Raw genomic sequence first — 17,785 nt, 5'->3', positions numbered from 1 at the left:
CAGGCATAAATAATGGAAAAGCAGACGCAGGAAACCACCCATTTCGGTTTTCGTACAGTAGCCAAAGATGAGAAGCAGGAAATGGTGGCGGAAGTCTTCCATTCCGTTGCGGCAAAATATGATCTGATGAATGACCTGATGTCTTTCGGTATTCATCGCATCTGGAAACGTTTCACCATTGATTGCAGCGGTGTGCGTCAGGGCCAGCGTGTGCTGGATCTGGCGGGCGGCACCGGCGATCTGACCGCAAAATTCTCCCGTCTGGTGGGCGAAAAAGGCGAAGTTGTGCTGGCGGATATTAACGACTCCATGCTGAAGATGGGCCGCGAAAAGCTGCGTAATCTCGGCATCGTGGGTAACGTTAATTATGTTCAGGCCAACGCTGAAGCTCTGCCTTTCCCTGATAATTATTTCGACTGCATCACCATTTCTTTCGGTCTGCGTAACGTGACTGAAAAAGAAAAAGCGCTGCGTTCGATGTTCCGCGTGCTCAAGCCGGGTGGTCGTTTGCTGGTTCTGGAATTCTCCAAACCTATTCTGAAACCGCTGAGCAAAGCTTACGACACTTATTCTTTCCATATTTTGCCGCGCATTGGTGAACTGGTTGCGCAAGACGCTGAAAGCTATCGCTACCTGGCCGAATCCATCCGTATGCATCCTGATCAGGAAACTCTGAAAGGCATGATGGCGGACGCAGGTTTTGAAAATGTGACGTATCACAACCTGACCGGTGGCATTGTTGCGCTGCATCGGGGTTTCAAATTCTGATATGAGCATGCCGATGTTGTTGACTCCGTTACTGACTGCTGCCATTGAGACGCCGCTTAATTACCTGCTTTTCCGCGATCGCAGCATGAAGGCGGCGCGGACGCGTCTGGCAGGTAAAGTTTTACGTGTCGAATTGCAGGAACTGAGCGCTCCGCTGACGTTTGTGTTCAGCGAGCAAAAAATCGATGTTCTTGGACAGTGGGACGGTGCGGCGGATTGCACCGTTATCACACGGCTTTCTGTGCTCCATAAGCTGCGCGATCGTCAGCAATTATCGCCGCTTATGCGCAGCGGTGAGCTGGTGGTCGAGGGTGATATTTCTGTTGTCCAGCAATGGACCGCTCTGCTCGATATGGCCGAATGGGATCCCGCAGAATTCCTGGCACCTTACGTCGGTGATATCGCGGCTCAGGGGCTGACTCAGGCCGTTCAGGGAAGTTTGCGTTTTCTGCAAAAAGGTCTGAAACATCAGCAAAGCTATGTGGCTCAGACGCTGACCGAAGAGTGGAAGATGGCGCCGGGCCCGCTGGAAGTTGTCTGGTTTAGCGATGAAGTTTCTGCGCTGGAGCGCGAGCTGGATGCGCTGGACAAACGTATCGAAAAACTGGAGGGTAAACCGTGACGCCTAGGGAAATGCGACGTTTATATCTGATTATCCGCATGTTTCTGATCTATGGCCTTGACGAACTCATCCCTAAAATCCGCTTAACGCTGCCGCTGCGCATTGGTCGTTATCTTTTTTTCTGGTTGCCTAATCGTCATAAAGAAAAGCCGTTGGGCGAGCGCATGCGTATGGCGCTGGAAGAACTGGGGCCGGTATGGATCAAGTTTGGCCAGATGATGTCAACACGCCGCGACCTTTTCCCTCCTCAGATTGCCGATCAGCTTGCCTTGCTTCAGGACCACGTTCCGCCTTTCGATGGTGCGAAAGCGCGCCAGCAAATTGAAGTGGCGCTCGGTGGTCCGGTGGAAACCTGGTTTGATGAGTTCGACCAGACGCCGCTGGCTTCGGCCTCGATTGCTCAGGTTCATACCGCCATTTTGAAAGAAAACGGTAAGCCGGTGGTTCTCAAAGTGATCCGCCCGGATATCTTGCCGACTATCGTGGCGGATATCCGTCTGATGTCGCGTCTGGCAGGCTGGTTACCGATTCTGTTGCCCGATGGCCGCCGTTTGCGCCCCCGTGAGGTGGTACGCGAATATGAAAAAACGCTGCTCGATGAACTGAATTTACTGCGCGAAGCGGCGAATGCTATTCAGCTGCGACGTAATTTCGAAGGCAGCCCGATGCTGTATGTGCCGGAGGTTTATCCGGATTACTGTAGCGAACGTCTGATGGTGATGGAGCGTATTTACGGTATCCCGGTTTCTGATATTGAAGCGCTGAAGAAACAGGGCACCAATATGAAACTGCTGGCCGAACGCGGCGTGCAGGTTTTCTTCACCCAGGTTTTCCGCGACAGTTTCTTCCATGCCGATATGCACCCTGGGAATATTTTCGTCAGCTACGAAACCCCTGAAGATCCTTGCTACATAGGCATTGATTGCGGCATAGTTGGTTCGCTCAACAAGGAAGACAAACGGTATCTCGCGGAGAATTTTATCGCTTTCTTTAACCGCGATTATCGTAAAGTGGCTGAATTACATGTCGATTCCGGCTGGGTTCCCCGCGATACCAACGTCGAAGAGTTCGAATTCGCTATCCGTACGGTTTGCGAACCGATTTTTGAGAAACCGCTGGCCGAAATTTCTTTCGGTAACGTGCTGTTGAATCTGTTTAATACGGCCCGCCGTTTTAATATGGAAGTTCAGCCTCAGCTCGTGCTGCTGCAAAAAACGTTGCTGTACGTAGAAGGTCTCGGACGTCAGCTTTATCCTCAACTCGATTTGTGGACCACGGCGAAACCTTTCCTCGAAAGTTGGGTGCGCGATCAGGTCGGGTTGCCGGCAATGATCCGTGCGCTGAAAGAGCGTGCGCCGTTCTGGCTGGAGAAAATGCCTGAGTTGCCGGATCTGGTTTACCAGAGCCTGCATCAGCATAAGTTGTTGCAATACAACATTGAGAAGCTTTCCTCCCAGATCCATAACCAGAGTTCCCGTCAGGGCCAGTCTCGTTATCTTCTGGGGATTGGTGCGACGCTGCTGTTGAGCGGAACTCTTTTACTGTTGGGCGATGTTAAGGTTTATCCGGCATGCCTGATGGCTGCGGGTGCAATTTCCTGGTTGATTGGATGGAAGCGCGCCAGCTGAATACTTTGCGTTAACTTGAATGCCGTTTGCGTACGGCAATGAATGTCGTTCCTTCCTATTGAGGTGAAAATAATGGGTGGTATTAGTATTACAAAAATCCTGATTCTCGTTGTACTCGTGGTACTGCTGTTCGGTACTAAGAAACTGCGCGGTCTGGGTTCTGATCTGGGTGCTTCCATCAAAGGCTTTAAAAAAGCTATGAGCGATGATGAAGGCCAGAAAACTAACAAAGATGCTGACACTTCTGCTTCTGCTTCTGCTTCTGCTTCTGATGCTGATTTCATCGCTAAGTCTGTTGAAAGCAAGCCAGCAGCCAAGGCAGATGAAACCAAGAGCCAAAACAAAGAGCAGGTATAAGCCGTGTTCGATATTGGATTTAGTGAACTGCTGCTGGTATTGGTGATTGGCCTGGTAGTCCTTGGGCCGGAGCGTTTACCTGTAGCAGTAAGAACAGTAGCAGGCTGGATCCGCACACTGCGTGCCATGGCGGCCTCTGTTCAAAGCGAGCTTTCGCAGGAACTGAAACTTCAGGAATTGCAGGACAGCCTGAAAAAAGCTGAAGAAGCCGGCCTGAAGAATTTAACGCCAGAAATCAAAGCGTCTATGGATGAGCTGAAAGAAGCGGCAGAGTCTATGAAGCAGTCGATCAACTCAGGGCTGAACCCTGCGGAGAAAGCTGTCGAAAACGCCAAAGCTGAAGGCAACACCATCCACAACCCGGTTCTGGATGAAGCCGAAGCGCATCATGATGCAGGTATTTCTCCGGCCACGGCTGAGAAAGTAGTCTCCGCGCCTGTTGCCGCACCACAAAGTGCTGTTGATGCTGCGCTGGCCTCCAATAAGACGGCGCATGCAGCAGCAGAACATGCTGAAACGCTGGCCGCTTCTGCGGAGCCTTCGGTAACAGAATCAACGGTTGCCGAGCCTTCGGTTGCCTCTGCGCCGGTGATGAAACCTGTCGCCGCTGAAGCCCCTGTTGCTGAACCCGCAGTACCGGTAAAACCGGTTTCATCAACTCAAACAACAGGTGAGCGTTAAACATGGCTGTTGAAGATACTCAACCACTTATCAGCCATCTTATTGAGCTGCGTAAGCGTCTGCTGAATGCCATTATCTGCATTATCGTGGTGTTCCTGGCACTGGTTTATTTTGCCAATGATATCTACCAGCTGGTCGCTTCTCCGCTGATCAAACAGATGCCGATGGGCGCGAGCATGATTGCGACTGACGTCGCATCGCCGTTCTTCACGCCAATCAAGCTGACGATGATTGTCTCGGTATTTCTTTCTGCGCCGTTCATTTTGTATCAGGTTTGGGCGTTTGTAGCGCCTGCGCTGTACAAACATGAACGTCGTCTGATGATGCCGCTGTTGTTCTCAAGCTCCGCGTTATTCTATCTCGGCGTGGCTTTTGCGTACTTTGTCGTCTTCCCGCTGGCATTTGCGTTCTTTGCGAAAACCGCGCCCGCTGGCGTTCAGATAGCCACCGACATCAACAACTATCTCGATTTCGTGATGGCGCTGTTTATGGCGTTTGGTGTGTCCTTCGAAGTGCCGATTGCGATTGTTTTACTGTGCTGGAGTGGCGTAACCACACCGGAAGATTTGAAGAAAAAGCGCCCTTATGTGTTAGTCGGCGCTTTCGTCGTCGGTATGTTGTTAACGCCGCCGGACGTTTTCTCTCAGACGCTGCTGGCCATTCCGATGTACCTGCTGTTTGAAATCGGCGTGTTCTTTGCCCGTTTCTATGTGGGTGGCCGTCGTCGTGCTGATGTCGATAGCGAAGCTGATCCGGATCAGCCTGCGTAATACATTCTTTGATGAAAAAAACCGCCCTGTTGGGCGGTTTCTGTTTTGGGACTCTTCATGTTTGAAATCGGTATTAACCTCACCAGTAATCAGTTTGATAAAGATCGTCCGCAGGTCGTCGAAAGAGCCAGAGCAGCCGGTCTGAGCGGTATGTTGATCACCGGCACGTCCGAGCAGGAAAGCGCTGAAGCGCAGAAGATGGCGATGGAACATCCGGATTTCTGCTGGTCGACGGCGGGCGTGCATCCGCATCAGGCGAGTGACTGGAACGAAGACGTTGAGCGCAGTATTCGCGATCTGGCCGCATTGCCTCAGGTTGTTGCGATCGGCGAATGCGGGCTGGATTTTAACCGTAACTTTTCTCCGGCAGACAGTCAGGAAGCGGCGTTTACCGCGCAGCTGTCGCTGGCGAAAGAGTTGCAGTTGCCGGTATTTTTGCACTGCCGTGATGCCGGAGAGCGGTTTGCCGCGTTGATCAAACCCTGGCTGCCGGATCTGCCGGGCGGCGTCGTCCACTGTTTTACCGGTACGCGTGAAGAGCTGGAACTGTATCTGTCTCTCGGGTTATCGATTGGTATTACCGGCTGGGTGTGCGATGAACGTCGCGGGCTGGAACTGCGCGAAATGCTGCCGCTGATCCCCGCTGACCGGTTGATGCTGGAAACTGATGCGCCTTATCTCTTGCCGCGTGATATGGAAAATAAGCCGAAGAATCGCCGTAATGAACCGGCTTTCCTGCCGCATATTGTGAATCAGGTGGCGTTGTGGCGGGGGGAAGATCCGCAATGGCTGGCGGATATCACGGATGAGAATGCGCGTAAGCTTTTTGCGTTGCCCGTACTTTGAAATGAAGGCGTTTCAATAAATTCCTGAATTAAAAAAGCACCGGCAAACGGTGCTTTTTCATCGGGACGCCAGTGAACGCAAATCAGATTTTCTGGAAATGCGTATTTTCGATGCTCTGACGGACCGGCTGGTTTATCAGGTTCAGCATCAGCAGTGAACGCGCTTCGCCATCGGGTTCGGTATATATCGCTTCGATACCGGTGAAAATTCCGTCGGTAATCACGACATGGTCGCCTTCATAAGGCGTCTCGGGGTCGCGGTATTCAACCGAAGGCGGTTCCATCAGCTGTTTGATAACGTCCGGCTGAACCGTCGCCAGTTTTGCACCGAAGCGGATGAAGTGACTGACGCCACGCGTCGCGTTGATCGTCGTGGTATGGATCCGCTCAGGGTCGAACTCGATGAACATATAATTCGGGAACATAGGTTCACTGACGGCCGTACGGCGTCCGCGCACCATTTTTTCCAGTGTGATCATCGGTGTCAGGCAGTTAACTTCCTGGCGCTCCAGATGTTCTTTCGCGCGAAGCAGCTGACCACGTTTGCAATAGAGTAAGTACCAGGATTCCATAGTTTCCCACATTAAAACGTTGAGCGGGGCAGCATACCAAAAGCCGCTCATGAGATACAGACAGTGCAAGTCAGTGCAGACGCTTGCTGATTGTCGGCCCGTTATCTTTTATTATCGAAGAAAAGCGCGGTCTTATCCCCTCTATTCGTCCTAAATTTATCAGGAGAAGTCTCATGGAGTTGTTCTTGCTGAGTAACGGTAAACTCTCAGGTGAATCCGAGTTACTGGGTTATGCAAAAGAGCGTATTCAGGCAATGTTGCAGGCGAAAAACATCCGTTCTGCTGTTTTGATTCCTTACGCTTTGATCCGCAGTGATTATGACGCCCGTGCGAAAGAGCTTTCGGACGCGCTGGGTATTAAAGTAGACAGCATCCATCACGCCGCCAGCCCTGCCCAGGCGATTGCCAGCGCAGAATGTATTTTGATTAGCGGCGGCAATACCTGGATGCTCAACCAGCTTCTGCATGAGAATGGCCTGATTGTGCCGATCCAGCGTGCTGTGCGTGAACGCAATGTGCCTTACATCGGCTGGAGCGCGGGTTGTAACGTAGCCACGCCAAGCATTCGCACCACCAATGATATGCCGGTTCGCAACTCCGTGGTTCTGCCTTCTCTGGGTCTCTTCCCGGTACAGATTAACCCGCACTATATCGACGCGCATTTAAGCGGTCATATGGGGGAAACGCGCGATGAGCGTATTGCCGAATTCTGTGCGGTTAATCCGTCGGAGTCCGTGCTGGCATTGCGTGAAGGCAGCCTGTTGCAGGTTTCCGGCAATAATCTGAGCTATTTCAGCGCGAAAGGGCAGGGTTTCAAAGTATTCCGCCACGGGCAGGAAACGCAGGAATATCAGGATACTCAGGCCATACAGCCACTGGTGCCTTTTAACTGTCAGTAACGCTGTTGCTCAGCCACATTCGCATCGCCAGACCTGCAGCGTTTAAATCTGGCGGTTATACTGCTTTTTCGTTATCAGTGTTTACCTGCTGATAACAAAAAGGCAGCAACAACACCGGAGAGGCTTTATAATGCCCTCCTTCAACCCGGCGACTCAGAATCAGCATGAAATACCGTGATTTACGTGACTTCCTCTCGTTACTTGAAAAGAGAGGCCAACTGAAACGCATCAGCCAGTCTGTTGACCCTTATCTGGAAATGACCGAAATTGCCGATCGCACTTTGCGGGCGGGTGGTCCGGCGTTGCTGTTTGAAAATCCGAAAGGTTATGACATGCCCGTGCTGTGCAATTTGTTCGGCACGCCGCAGCGTGTCGCGATGGGCATGGGGAAAGAAGACGTCAGCGCGCTGCGTGAAGTGGGTGAATTGCTGGCGTTTCTGAAAGAACCTGAGCCTCCGCGGGGTTTTCGCGATTTATACGATAAGGCACCGAAGTTTAAACAGGTGCTGAATATGCCGACCAAAGTGCTGCATTCCGCACCTTGTCAGCAGCAGATTTGGGAAGGTGACGCGGTTGATATCACGAAGATCCCGGTGATGCAGTGCTGGCCGGAAGACGCCGCGCCGCTGATCACCTGGGGCCTGACTGTAACCCGTGGCCCGAACAAGCCGCGTCAGAATCTCGGCATTTATCGCCAGCAGGTTCTGGGCAAAAACAAAGTGATTATGCGCTGGTTATCCCATCGCGGTGGCGCGCTCGATTACCAGGAGTGGTGCCAGCAGAATCCGGGTAAACGTTTCCCGGTGAGTGTCGCGCTCGGCGCAGATCCGGCCACCATTCTTGGCGCGGTGACGCCGGTGCCGGACACGCTGTCTGAATATGCTTTCGCAGGTTTGCTGCGCGGCAATAAAACCGAAGTTGTGAAGTGTATTTCCAACGATCTGGAAGTCCCGGCCAGCGCCGAAATCGTGCTGGAAGGGTATATCGAACCGGGTGAAATGGCGCCCGAAGGCCCTTATGGCGACCATACCGGCTACTATAATGAAGTAGACAGTTTCCCTGTTTTCACGATTACGCACATGACGCAGCGTAAAGACGCCATTTATCACTCCACCTACACAGGCCGTCCGCCGGATGAACCTGCGGTGCTGGGTGTGGCGCTCAATGAAGTGTTTGTGCCAATTTTGAAGAAACAATTCCCGGAAATTGTTGATTTTTATCTGCCACCGGAGGGTTGCTCCTACCGTCTGGCGGTCGTTACCATGAAGAAGCAGTACGCTGGTCATGCCAAACGCGTCATGATGGGAGTCTGGTCTTTCCTGCGTCAGTTCATGTACACCAAGTTTGTGATTGTGTGTGATGACGATGTGAATGCCCGCGACTGGAATGACGTGATTTGGGCAATCACCACCCGGATGGATCCCGCGCGCGATACCGTGCTGGTGGAAAACACGCCGATAGATTATCTGGATTTTGCCTCTCCGGTTTCGGGCCTTGGCTCAAAAATGGGGATGGATGCGACCAACAAATGGCCGGGAGAAACGCAGCGTGAATGGGGACGCCCGATTGTGAAAGATCCGGACGTGACCGCGCGTATCGACGCCATCTGGGATGAACTCGCTATTCTAAATGATAAAGACGATGCGAAAAAATAATCGAATCTTTGTCCTACGCTTTGCTTTGATGACCCACAGAGGGAACGCATGACAATATTGAGCTGTAAAGTGACCTCGGTTGAGGCGATAACGGATACGGTTTACCGTGTCCGGCTGGTTCCGGAAGCGCCTTTTTCTTTCCGCGCGGGCCAGTATCTGATGGTGGTGATGGACGAGCGCGATAAGCGTCCGTTCTCGCTGGCCTCTACGCCTGCTGAAAACAACGTCATTGAGCTGCACATCGGCGCGTCTGAGCTGAATCTGTACGCGATGGCGGTGATGGATCGCATTCTGAAAGAACAGGCGATTACCGTGGATATTCCGCACGGCGATGCCTGGTTGCGTGAAGATGGCGAGCGTCCGCTGGTGCTGATTGCAGGCGGAACCGGGTTCTCGTATGTCCGTTCCATTCTGATTACGGCGCTCGAACAACAACCTCACCGGGATATCTCCATTTACTGGGGTGGCCGCGAGCTGAAGCACTTGTATGATCTGGGCGAGCTTGAAGCAATGAGCATCAACCACCCGAATCTGAAAGTGATCCCGGTTGTCGAACAGCCGGAAGAGGGCTGGCAGGGCAGAAGCGGGACGGTGCTGAGCGCCGTTCTGCAAGATTTCTCTTCACTGGCGGAGCACGATATTTATATCGCCGGTCGTTTTGAAATGGCAAAAATCGCCCGTGAGCGTTTTGTTGCGGAACGCGGTGCGCTGGAAGACCGTTTGTTTGGTGATGCCTTCTCTTTCATCTGATCTGAAAATGGATCGTTGAGAAAAAGCCCGCCCCTGACAGGCGGGAAAACGGCAACTAAAACGAGAAGAACAAGATTTTAAAAAGCGGGCATTTAGCCCGCTTTTTCTTTTTTACAGACTGACGTCAGATGCGTTCGAAGACGGTGGCGATACCCTGACCTAAACCGATACACATGGTGGCGACGCCAAACTGCACATCGCGACGTTCCATCAGGTTCAGCAAAGTCGTGGAAATACGCGAACCGGAGCAACCGAGCGGATGTCCGAGCGCGATTGCGCCGCCGTTCAGGTTGACGCGTTCTTCCATCGTTTCGAGCAACCCCAGGTCTTTTACGCACGGCAGCGCCTGCGCGGCAAAGGCTTCGTTGAGTTCGAACAGGCCGATGTCCTGCACGCTAAGACCGGCGCGTTTCAACGCCAGACGCGTCGCCGGAACCGGGCCGTAACCCATAATAGAAGGGTCACAACCGGTCACAGCCATCGCACGGATCCGTGCGCGGGCTTTCAAACCTAAGGATTTCGCGTGGGATTCACTCATCAGCAACATAGCTGATGCGCCGTCGGATAACGCCGAAGACGTCCCCGCTGTTACGGTGCCGTTGACCGGATCAAAGGCCGGACGCAATGCCGCGAGTGTGGCGACGGTGGTTTCCGGGCGGATAACTTCGTCAAAATCATAACGGGTCAGCACGCCTTCTGCGTTGTGGCCTTCGGTCGCAACGATTTCATTGGCAAAATGCCCGGCAAGTGTTGCAGCGTGTGCCCGCTGATGGGAACGCGCAGCAAACTCATCCTGCATCTCGCGGCTGATCTGGTGCATTTTCGCCAGCATTTCGGCGGTCAGCCCCATCATGCCTGCGGCTTTCGCCACGGTTTTGCTCAGGCCCGGATGGAAATCCACGCCGTGGCTCATCGGGACGTGGCCCATATGTTCCACGCCACCGATCAGGCTGACCTGCGCATCGCCGACCATAATGGCGCGCGCCGCGTCGTGCAAAGCCTGCATGGAGGAACCACACAGGCGGTTCACCGTGGTGGCCGGCACGCTGTGCGGAATTTCAGCCAGCAGGGCGGCGTTGCGGGCAATATTGAAGCCTTGTTCCAGCGTCTGCTGCACGCAGCCCCAGTAAATATCATCAATCGATTTGGCATCAACGGACGGATTGCGTACCAGAAGGGCACGCATCAGATGTGCCGATAAATCTTCAGCCCTGACCTGGCGGAATGCGCCGCCTTTCGAACGGCCCATTGGTGTACGGACTGCGTCAACAATGACTACGTTTTCCATGATTTCGGTCCTTATGCCTGATTGCCGGTGCTGAGGGTTTCCAGCGGAGCCGCAACCGGATAATAACTTTCATTTGCCTGTGCTTTGGCGCGTAACCCTTCCGGCGCCTGATACATCGGGCCGAGATGTGCATATTGTTCGGTCAGTTTCAGATACGCGGCGGTGCCGAGCGTATCCAGATAACGGAACGGGCCACCGTGGAACGGAGGGAATCCGAGGCCGTAAACCAGTGCCATATCAGCTTCTGCCGGGCTGGCGATAATGCCTTCTTCCAGGCAGCGAACCACTTCGTTAATCATCGGGATCATCATGCGGGCAATGATGTCCTGCGGTGAGAAATCGGAATGCGCAGGTTTCAGGTTTTCAGCTAACAGGCTGACCGCCTGATCGTCGACGTCTTTACGTGGCTTGCCTTTGCTGTCCTGGCTGTAATGGTAGAAGCCCAGCTGGTTTTTCTGACCAAAGCGGCGGTTGTCGAATAACACGTCCACGGCGTCACGGTAATTGCGCGCCATGCGCTGTGGGAAACCGGCGGCCATAACGGCCTGCGCGTGGTGAGCGGTATCGATGCCCACAACATCCAGCAAATAGGCCGGGCCCATCGGCCAGCCAAACTGTTTTTCCATCACTTTGTCGATCTGGCGGAAATCCGCGCCGTCGCGCAGCAGCAGGCTGAAACCGGATAAATACGGAAACAGTACGCGGTTAACAAAGAACCCCGGGCAGTCGTTGACCACGATCGGCGTTTTGCCCATCGCCAGGGCGTAAGAGACGATGCGCGAAATTGTTTTGTCCGAGGTTTTCTCGCCACGAACGATTTCCACCAGCGGCATCCGGTGAACCGGGTTGAAGAAGTGCATGCCGCAGAAGTTTTCCGGGCGTTTCAGCGTAGAAGCCAGCTGGTCGATCGGAATGGTTGAGGTGTTGGACGCCAGCACGGTGTCGGCGCTCAGCAGGGATTCCGCTTCAGCCAGTACGGCGGCTTTCACTTTTGGATTTTCCACGACCGCTTCGACCACCACTTTGGCGCGTTCGATGCCGCTGTAATCCAGCGTCGGATGGATTGTCGACAGCACTTTTGCCATCTTCATACCGTCCAGCTTGCCGCGTTCCAGCTGTTTATTCAGCAGTTTAGCCGCTTCATTCATGCCAAGCGTCAGGGACTGTTCGCTGATGTCTTTCATCACGACCGGCACACTTTTCAGCGCAGACTGATAAGCGATACCGCCACCCATAATCCCCGCGCCGATAACGGCAGCCTGCGCCGGTTTTTCACTGTCTTGCGCCAGTTTTTTGGCTTTGCCTTTCACGAACTGATCGTTAAGGAAAATGCTGACCAGCGAGCGCGCTTCTTTTGATTGCGCGAGAGGAACAAAGCTGGCGGTTTCCAGCTTAAGCGCTTCGTCACGGCCAAGGCGTGCCGCAGCTTCAATCGTTTTCACCGCGGTCATCGGTGCCGGGTAATGTTTCCCGGCATTCTGCATGACCATGCTTTTTGCCACGCTGAAGCTCATCGCCGCTTCAATCTGGCTAAGTTTCAGAGGCAAACGTTTAGGTTCACGGCGGCTCTGCCACTCCAGTTTCCCGTCAATGGCCTGTTGCAGCATGCTGATACCGGCATAGCGCAGTTTCTCTGCATCAACGACCGCATCAACCAGCCCGATTTTCAGGGCATCTTTGCCGCTGATATTTTTGCCTGCGGCGATAATTTCCAGCGCGCTGTCTGTACCAATCAGGCGCGGAAGGCGCACCGAGCCACCAAAGCCCGGCATAATGCCTAAGCTGGTTTCCGGCAAACCGATGCGCGCGTCAGCCGTGCTGATACGGAAATCGGTGGCCAGTACGCATTCGCAGCCTCCGCCCAGCGCATACCCGCTGATGGCAGAAAGCGTCGGAACCGGTAAATCTTCCAGGCGGTTGAAAATGCTGTTGGCGAAATTCAGCCACTCGTGCAGTTTTTCCGCCGGTGCGTTAAACAGAGATAAAAACTCGGTGATATCCGCACCTACAATAAAAGCGGATTTCGCTGAACTGAGCAGCAAACCTTTCAGGTCAGACTGTTTTTCCAGTACCGCAATGGCTTCGCCGAGGCTGGCGACCGTTTGGGTATCGAGCTTGTTCACCGAGCCCGGAGCGTCAAACACCAGCTCAGCAATACCGCCATCGAGCCAGTGCAGATGTAATGTTTCGCCTTGGTAGAGCATGTGTCTCTCCTGAATCATCTGGGATGATCTGGTATGACCAGATGCTTTCGAGTGTGGTTTTTATGTTAATAATTTGCAAATGAGATGTGTTTTATTTGCAGGCAAGATCACAAACCTTCCGGGACTATGGTCGCGGTGAGGCTGTGGTAAGATGCTGCATCGTCTTTCCGGTGAAAAAAGGACAGTTGGATGGAATCGCTTACTACGCTTTATAAAGAACATATCGCCACGCTGCAGGCGCGTGCCCGTGAAATTCTGCAACGTTCTCAGCTTGATGCGTTACTCATTCACTCCGGTGAACTGATAACGACCTTCCTTGATGATCACAGTTATCCCTTCAAAGTTAACCCGCAATTCAAAGCCTGGGTGCCGGTCACTAAAGTGCCGAACTGCTGGCTGTGGGTGGATGGCGTTAATGCGCCGAAGCTGTGGTTCTATTCGCCGGTGGATTACTGGCACAGCCATGAGCCATTGCCTGAGAGTTTCTGGACCAAAGAAATTTCGCTGACGCCGCTGGCAAATGCGGACGATATCAAGGGCCAGTTGCCGGTGGATCTGAAGCGCGTGGGCTATATCGGCTCCAGCCAGGATCGCGCCATCAGCATGGGCGTTCCGGCGTCGAACGTGAACCCGAAAGCGGTGCTGGATTATCTGCATTATCATCGCGCCTACAAAACAGACTACGAGCTGGCCTGTATGCGTGAAGCGCAGAAAGTCGCCGTAAGCGGCCACCGTGCTGCGAAAGAAGCGTTTCTGTCGGGGATGAGTGAGTTTGATATCAATCTCGCGTATCTCACCGCGACCGGTCACCGCGACACTGATGTGCCTTACGACAACATCGTGGCGCTCAATGAACACGCTTCCGTGCTGCATTACACCACGCTTGATAACCAGCCCCCGGCCGAAATGCGCAGTTTCCTGCTTGATGCGGGCGCAGAATATAACGGTTATGCCGCTGACCTGACGCGTACCTATGCCGGAAAACCTGACAGCGATTTCGGGGCACTGGTTAAAGATCTGAACACCGAACAACTGGCGTTAATTGATTCGATTAAATCCGGTGTGCGCTATACCGACTATCATGTTCAGATGCACCATCGCATCGCCAAACTGCTGAAAGCGCACAAGCTGGTGGTCGATATCAGCGAAGACGCGATGGTTGAACAGAACCTGACCGGGCCTTTCCTGCCGCATGGTCTGGGGCATCCGCTGGGGTTGCAGGTTCATGATGTTGCCGGTTTTATGCAAGATGATCAGGGCACGCATCTGGCCGCGCCTTCGCAATACCCTTATCTGCGTTGTACGCGTGTGATTGAGCCACGAATGGTTCTGACCATCGAACCGGGCTTGTATTTCATTGATTCGCTGCTGACGCCGTGGCGCGAAGGGCAGTTCAGCAAGCACTTTGCCTGGGATCGTATTAATGCAATGAAGCCATTTGGCGGGATCCGTATCGAAGACAATATTGTCATTCATGACAATCGTATCGAGAACATGACCCGTGATCTGAAGCTGGCCTGATGCAGCCGTATTCCGTCCCCGCTGAACCGGTCAGTTACAGCGAAGAAATAAAGAAGAGCCGTTTCATCACCTTGCTGGCAAGAACGGAAGGCGTTGAGGCGGCGAAAGCTTTTGTTCAGGACGTCAGAAATCAACATCCGGCAGCGCGTCATCACTGCTGGGCATTTGTAGCTGGCGCGCCGAATGATTCTCAGCAACTGGGCTTTTCCGATGATGGTGAACCTGCAGGCACAGCGGGAAAACCTATCCTCAGTCAGCTGATGGGAAGCGGGGTCGGAGAAATAACCGCCGTCGTTGTGCGTTATTACGGCGGCATTATGTTGGGCACAGGCGGGCTGGTGAAAGCCTACGGCGGCGGTGTCCAGCAGGCATTAAAGCTGCTCGTTGTGCAGCAAAAGGTCCCGCTGGCGGAGTACGCGGTGCAGTGTGATTACAGCCAGTTACAGCTGGTGGAAACGCTGCTCTCGCAGGTTGGCGGGCATATTTTACGCAGTGAGTACGGGGCTTCGGTCGATCTCGTTCTGGCTTTGCCTGCCGCACAGGCGCAGGCCGCAATCAGTCAGCTTTTCGATATCAGCCGTGGCACGCTCATCTTGTGTCCGGTTTCTTAAATTTTTCTATGGTTAATTCGCTGAGGAACGCACCAGCATGCATTTTCGTGCCATAACACGCATCGTCGGGGTGCTCGTCATCCTCTTCTCCGGAACGATGATTATTCCCGGCCTGGTCGCTTTAATTTACCGCGATGGCGCGGGCCGTGCGTTCAGCCAGACCTTCTTTGTCGCTCTGGCCATTGGGTTATTCCTCTGGCTGCCGAACCGTAAGCAAAAAAGCGAGCTGAAGCCGCGCGAAGGTTTCCTGATTGTCGTGCTCTTCTGGACGGTGCTGGGCAGCGTTGGGGCATTGCCTTTTCTGTTTTCAGAGCGTCCGAATTTGTCGCTCACCGACGCTTTCTTTGAATCTTTCTCGGGGCTGACCACCACGGGCGCGACCACGCTGGTCGGGCTGGATTCATTACCTAAGGCCATTTTGTTCTACCGGCAGATGCTGCAATGGTTTGGTGGTATGGGGATCATTGTGCTCGCCGTGGCAATTCTGCCGATATTGGGCGTCGGCGGAATGCAGCTGTATCGGGCCGAAATGCCCGGCCCGCTGAAAGACAACAAGATGCGTCCGCGTATTGCCGAAACGGCAAAAACGCTGTGGCTTATTTATGTGCTGCTGACTATCGCCTGTGCGCTTTCACTGTGGGGCGCAGGGATGTCGGTTTTCGATGCCATCGGACATAGCTTTTCAACCATCGCTATCGGTGGTTTTTCGACGCACGACGCCAGTATCGGCTATTTCCACAGTGGCACTATTAATACGATTGTCGCCGTTTTCCTGCTGATCTCCGGTTGTAACTATGGCCTGCACTTTGCGGTGCTAAGCGGACGCAACCTGAAAGTCTACTGGCGTGACCCGGAATTCCGGATGTTCATCGGCGTGCAATTTACGCTGGTAGTGATCTGTACGTTTATCCTGTGGATACATAATACCTACGGCTCAGGGCTGGAAACGCTGAATCAGGCGTTCTTCCAGGTGGTGTCGATGGCAACGACGGCAGGTTATACCACTGACAGTATTTCGAAGTGGCCGCTGTTCCTGCCTCTTCTATTATTGTGTTCTGCGTTTATTGGAGGCTGTGCGGGTTCGACCGGCGGCGGCCTGAAGGTTATCCGTATCCTGCTGCTTTATTTACAAGGCACGCGGGAACTGAAAAGACTGGTTCACCCGAATGCGGTTTACACCATCAAACTGGGTAACCGCGCATTGCCGGAACGTATCATTGAAGCCGTATGGGGTTTCTTCTCGGCTTACGCGCTGGTGTTTATTGTCAGCATGCTGGCGATCGTGGCGACGGGAGTGGATAACTTTTCCGCTTTTGCCGCGGTCACGGCCACACTCAATAACCTGGGGCCGGGGCTGGGCGTCGTGGCGGATAACTTCGCATCCATGAATTCCGTGGCGAAATGGATCCTGATTGTCACGATGCTCTTTGGCCGCCTTGAGGTCTTCACATTATTAGTGCTGTTCACGCCGACATTCTGGCGCGAATGAGTTTTTGAAAGGGAATAAGAATGAAAGCGTTGATCCTCTACTCAAGCCGTGACGGCCAGACTCATGCCATCGCTTCCTTTATAGCAAATGAGCTGAAAGAGAAGTGCAACTGTGATGTTGTCGATCTGGCTCACGCGGGCCACGTTGATTTAAAGCATTACGACCAGGTCATGATCGGCGCGTCCATTCGCTACGGTCATTTTAATGCTGTGCTGGATAAGTTCGTTAAAACGCATTCGGAAACGCTGAACCAAATGCCTTCTGCATTTTTCGGCGTGAACCTGACAGCCCGTAAGCCGGAGAAGAGAACGCCGCAGACGAATGCCTATGTGCGTAAGTTTCTGCTGACGTCACCGTGGGAGCCGGCGATCTGCGGTGTCTTCGCCGGAGCATTACGTTATCCACGTTATCGCTGGTTCGATAAGGTGATGATCAAACTGATTATGCGAATGACAGGCGGCGAAACGGACACCAGTAAAGAAGTGGAATACACCGACTGGCAGCAGGTGGCTAAATTCGCTAAAGATTTTGGGCAGATATCGTATAAAAAATCGCACTAATGCGGGCTTAGTAAACGTTTAGACCAAAAAGAAAGCATTCGGAAAGTTTTTTGAAATTAAGAGTTGCGGCCTTCTGAGAACTCCCTATAATGCGCCTCCACTGACCGGGAACAACGACTCCTCTAACGAGAACCAAGTCGCTCAGTCAGGAAGAATCAACCCGGTGAAAACACCGCATCTTGTAAAAGAAAATGGTTGACTCTTCAGTGGGAAGGAGTAATATGTGCCTCCCACGTTGCTGAGTTAAATCTCGCAACGAACGCTCTTTAACAATTTATCAGACAATCTGTGTGGGCACTCACAAGACGATATCAGCCACTTCGGTGGCAAAAAATATCAAGTCTTAGAGTGACCAAGCAGTAATTCATTTAGTTGAATTATTACGAAAGTAAACTTTGAGCACCGCTTAACTTGTTTAAGCAAATCGAACTTTTAATTGAAGAGTTTGATCATGGCTCAGATTGAACGCTGGCGGCAGGCCTAACACATGCANGTGAGTAATGTCTGGGAAACTGCCTGATGGAGGGGGATAACTCTGTCTCTTATACACATCTCCGAGCCCACG

The 17,785-nt window shown here is 53.0% G+C and carries 17 protein-coding genes; 14 read left to right on the top strand and 3 right to left on the bottom strand.

The features are described from left to right. Nucleotides 1–12: 12 nt before the first annotated feature. From ubiE to tatD, 7 genes are all read left to right on the top strand, one after another. Nucleotides 13–768 carry a bifunctional demethylmenaquinone methyltransferase/2-methoxy-6-polyprenyl-1,4-benzoquinol methylase UbiE gene (gene ubiE / locus KWG64_RS20615; RefSeq protein ID WP_218522997.1) on the top strand — a complete coding sequence of 252 codons (756 nt, stop codon included), beginning with the start codon at nucleotides 13–15 and terminating at the stop codon, nucleotides 766–768. Between the two features lie 13 nt (nucleotides 769–781). After that, nucleotides 782–1,390, top strand: a complete 609-nt coding sequence (locus KWG64_RS20610; RefSeq protein WP_195816021.1) for an SCP2 domain-containing protein — start codon at nucleotides 782–784, stop codon at nucleotides 1,388–1,390. Next, nucleotides 1,387–3,018, top strand: a complete 1,632-nt coding sequence (ubiB, locus tag KWG64_RS20605; protein WP_195816020.1) for a ubiquinone biosynthesis regulatory protein kinase UbiB — start codon at nucleotides 1,387–1,389, stop codon at nucleotides 3,016–3,018. The genes KWG64_RS20610 and ubiB overlap by 4 nt, the downstream gene beginning before the upstream one ends. Nucleotides 3,019–3,090: 72 nt before the next feature. After that, the gene (gene tatA / locus KWG64_RS20600; RefSeq protein WP_218522996.1) at nucleotides 3,091–3,375 is read left to right on the top strand and encodes a Sec-independent protein translocase subunit TatA; all 285 of its coding nucleotides are present in this window, start codon (nucleotides 3,091–3,093) and stop codon (nucleotides 3,373–3,375) included. Nucleotides 3,376–3,378: 3 nt separating this feature from the next. Continuing rightward, nucleotides 3,379–4,056 (top strand): Sec-independent protein translocase protein TatB, encoded by a 678-nt coding sequence (gene tatB / locus KWG64_RS20595; protein ID WP_218522995.1) that lies wholly within the window; start codon nucleotides 3,379–3,381, stop codon nucleotides 4,054–4,056. 2 nt (nucleotides 4,057–4,058) lie between these two features. Continuing rightward, the gene (gene tatC, locus KWG64_RS20590) at nucleotides 4,059–4,826 is read left to right on the top strand and encodes a Sec-independent protein translocase subunit TatC (RefSeq protein WP_152324827.1); all 768 of its coding nucleotides are present in this window, start codon (nucleotides 4,059–4,061) and stop codon (nucleotides 4,824–4,826) included. 57 nt (nucleotides 4,827–4,883) lie between these two features. Further along, nucleotides 4,884–5,672, top strand: a complete 789-nt coding sequence (tatD, locus tag KWG64_RS20585) for a 3'-5' ssDNA/RNA exonuclease TatD (RefSeq protein ID WP_218522994.1) — start codon at nucleotides 4,884–4,886, stop codon at nucleotides 5,670–5,672. A gap of 82 nt (nucleotides 5,673–5,754) precedes the next feature. Here the strand turns inward: tatD and rfaH are convergent, their stop codons facing one another. Continuing rightward, nucleotides 5,755–6,243, bottom strand: coding sequence for a transcription/translation regulatory transformer protein RfaH (gene rfaH / locus KWG64_RS20580; protein ID WP_193333097.1), 489 nt, complete (start codon nucleotides 6,241–6,243; stop codon nucleotides 5,755–5,757). Between the two features lie 173 nt (nucleotides 6,244–6,416). On the opposite strand from rfaH, the gene pepE reads away from it, so the two are divergent. From pepE to fre, 3 genes are all read left to right on the top strand, one after another. Beyond that, nucleotides 6,417–7,142, top strand: a complete 726-nt coding sequence (pepE, locus tag KWG64_RS20575) for a dipeptidase PepE (protein ID WP_218522993.1) — start codon at nucleotides 6,417–6,419, stop codon at nucleotides 7,140–7,142. A 164-nt stretch (nucleotides 7,143–7,306) separates the two neighbouring features. Next, the gene (gene ubiD, locus KWG64_RS20570) at nucleotides 7,307–8,797 is read left to right on the top strand and encodes a 4-hydroxy-3-polyprenylbenzoate decarboxylase (protein WP_195825760.1); all 1,491 of its coding nucleotides are present in this window, start codon (nucleotides 7,307–7,309) and stop codon (nucleotides 8,795–8,797) included. A gap of 48 nt (nucleotides 8,798–8,845) precedes the next feature. Continuing rightward, the gene (gene fre / locus KWG64_RS20565; protein WP_195825761.1) at nucleotides 8,846–9,547 is read left to right on the top strand and encodes an NAD(P)H-flavin reductase; all 702 of its coding nucleotides are present in this window, start codon (nucleotides 8,846–8,848) and stop codon (nucleotides 9,545–9,547) included. Between the two features lie 124 nt (nucleotides 9,548–9,671). On the opposite strand, the gene fadA is transcribed toward fre, so the two are convergent. Both fadA and fadB read right to left on the bottom strand, forming a co-directional pair. After that, complete coding sequence (gene fadA / locus KWG64_RS20560) at nucleotides 9,672–10,835, bottom strand: acetyl-CoA C-acyltransferase FadA (RefSeq protein WP_195816015.1); 1,164 nt, start codon at nucleotides 10,833–10,835, stop codon at nucleotides 9,672–9,674. A gap of 11 nt (nucleotides 10,836–10,846) precedes the next feature. After that, nucleotides 10,847–13,039: a fatty acid oxidation complex subunit alpha FadB gene (gene fadB / locus KWG64_RS20555; protein WP_218522992.1), complete on the bottom strand. Its 2,193-nt coding sequence runs from the start codon at nucleotides 13,037–13,039 to the stop codon at nucleotides 10,847–10,849. Nucleotides 13,040–13,228: 189 nt separating this feature from the next. Here fadB and pepQ point away from each other — a divergent pair, with 189 nt between their 5' ends. Genes pepQ through hemG form a run of 4 tightly spaced genes read left to right on the top strand, consistent with a single transcriptional unit; the run spans nucleotide 13,229 to nucleotide 17,220 of the window. After that, nucleotides 13,229–14,560 (top strand): Xaa-Pro dipeptidase, encoded by a 1,332-nt coding sequence (gene pepQ, locus KWG64_RS20550; protein WP_195825764.1) that lies wholly within the window; start codon nucleotides 13,229–13,231, stop codon nucleotides 14,558–14,560. After that, complete coding sequence (locus KWG64_RS20545) at nucleotides 14,560–15,171, top strand: IMPACT family protein (protein ID WP_218522991.1); 612 nt, start codon at nucleotides 14,560–14,562, stop codon at nucleotides 15,169–15,171. Before pepQ ends, KWG64_RS20545 begins: the two co-directional genes overlap by 1 nt. A gap of 37 nt (nucleotides 15,172–15,208) precedes the next feature. Beyond that, nucleotides 15,209–16,660 carry a Trk system potassium transporter TrkH gene (gene trkH / locus KWG64_RS20540; RefSeq protein ID WP_101079360.1) on the top strand — a complete coding sequence of 484 codons (1,452 nt, stop codon included), beginning with the start codon at nucleotides 15,209–15,211 and terminating at the stop codon, nucleotides 16,658–16,660. Nucleotides 16,661–16,680: 20 nt separating this feature from the next. Then, nucleotides 16,681–17,220: a menaquinone-dependent protoporphyrinogen IX dehydrogenase gene (gene hemG / locus KWG64_RS20535; protein WP_195816012.1), complete on the top strand. Its 540-nt coding sequence runs from the start codon at nucleotides 16,681–16,683 to the stop codon at nucleotides 17,218–17,220. Nucleotides 17,221–17,785 lie beyond the last annotated feature (565 nt).

It is taken from the genome of Rahnella sp. PD12R (genome assembly GCF_019200965.1).
GTDB classification, from domain to species: Bacteria; Pseudomonadota; Gammaproteobacteria; order Enterobacterales; family Enterobacteriaceae; genus Rahnella; species Rahnella laticis.
This window is presented reverse-complemented; position numbering and strand designations above follow the sequence as displayed.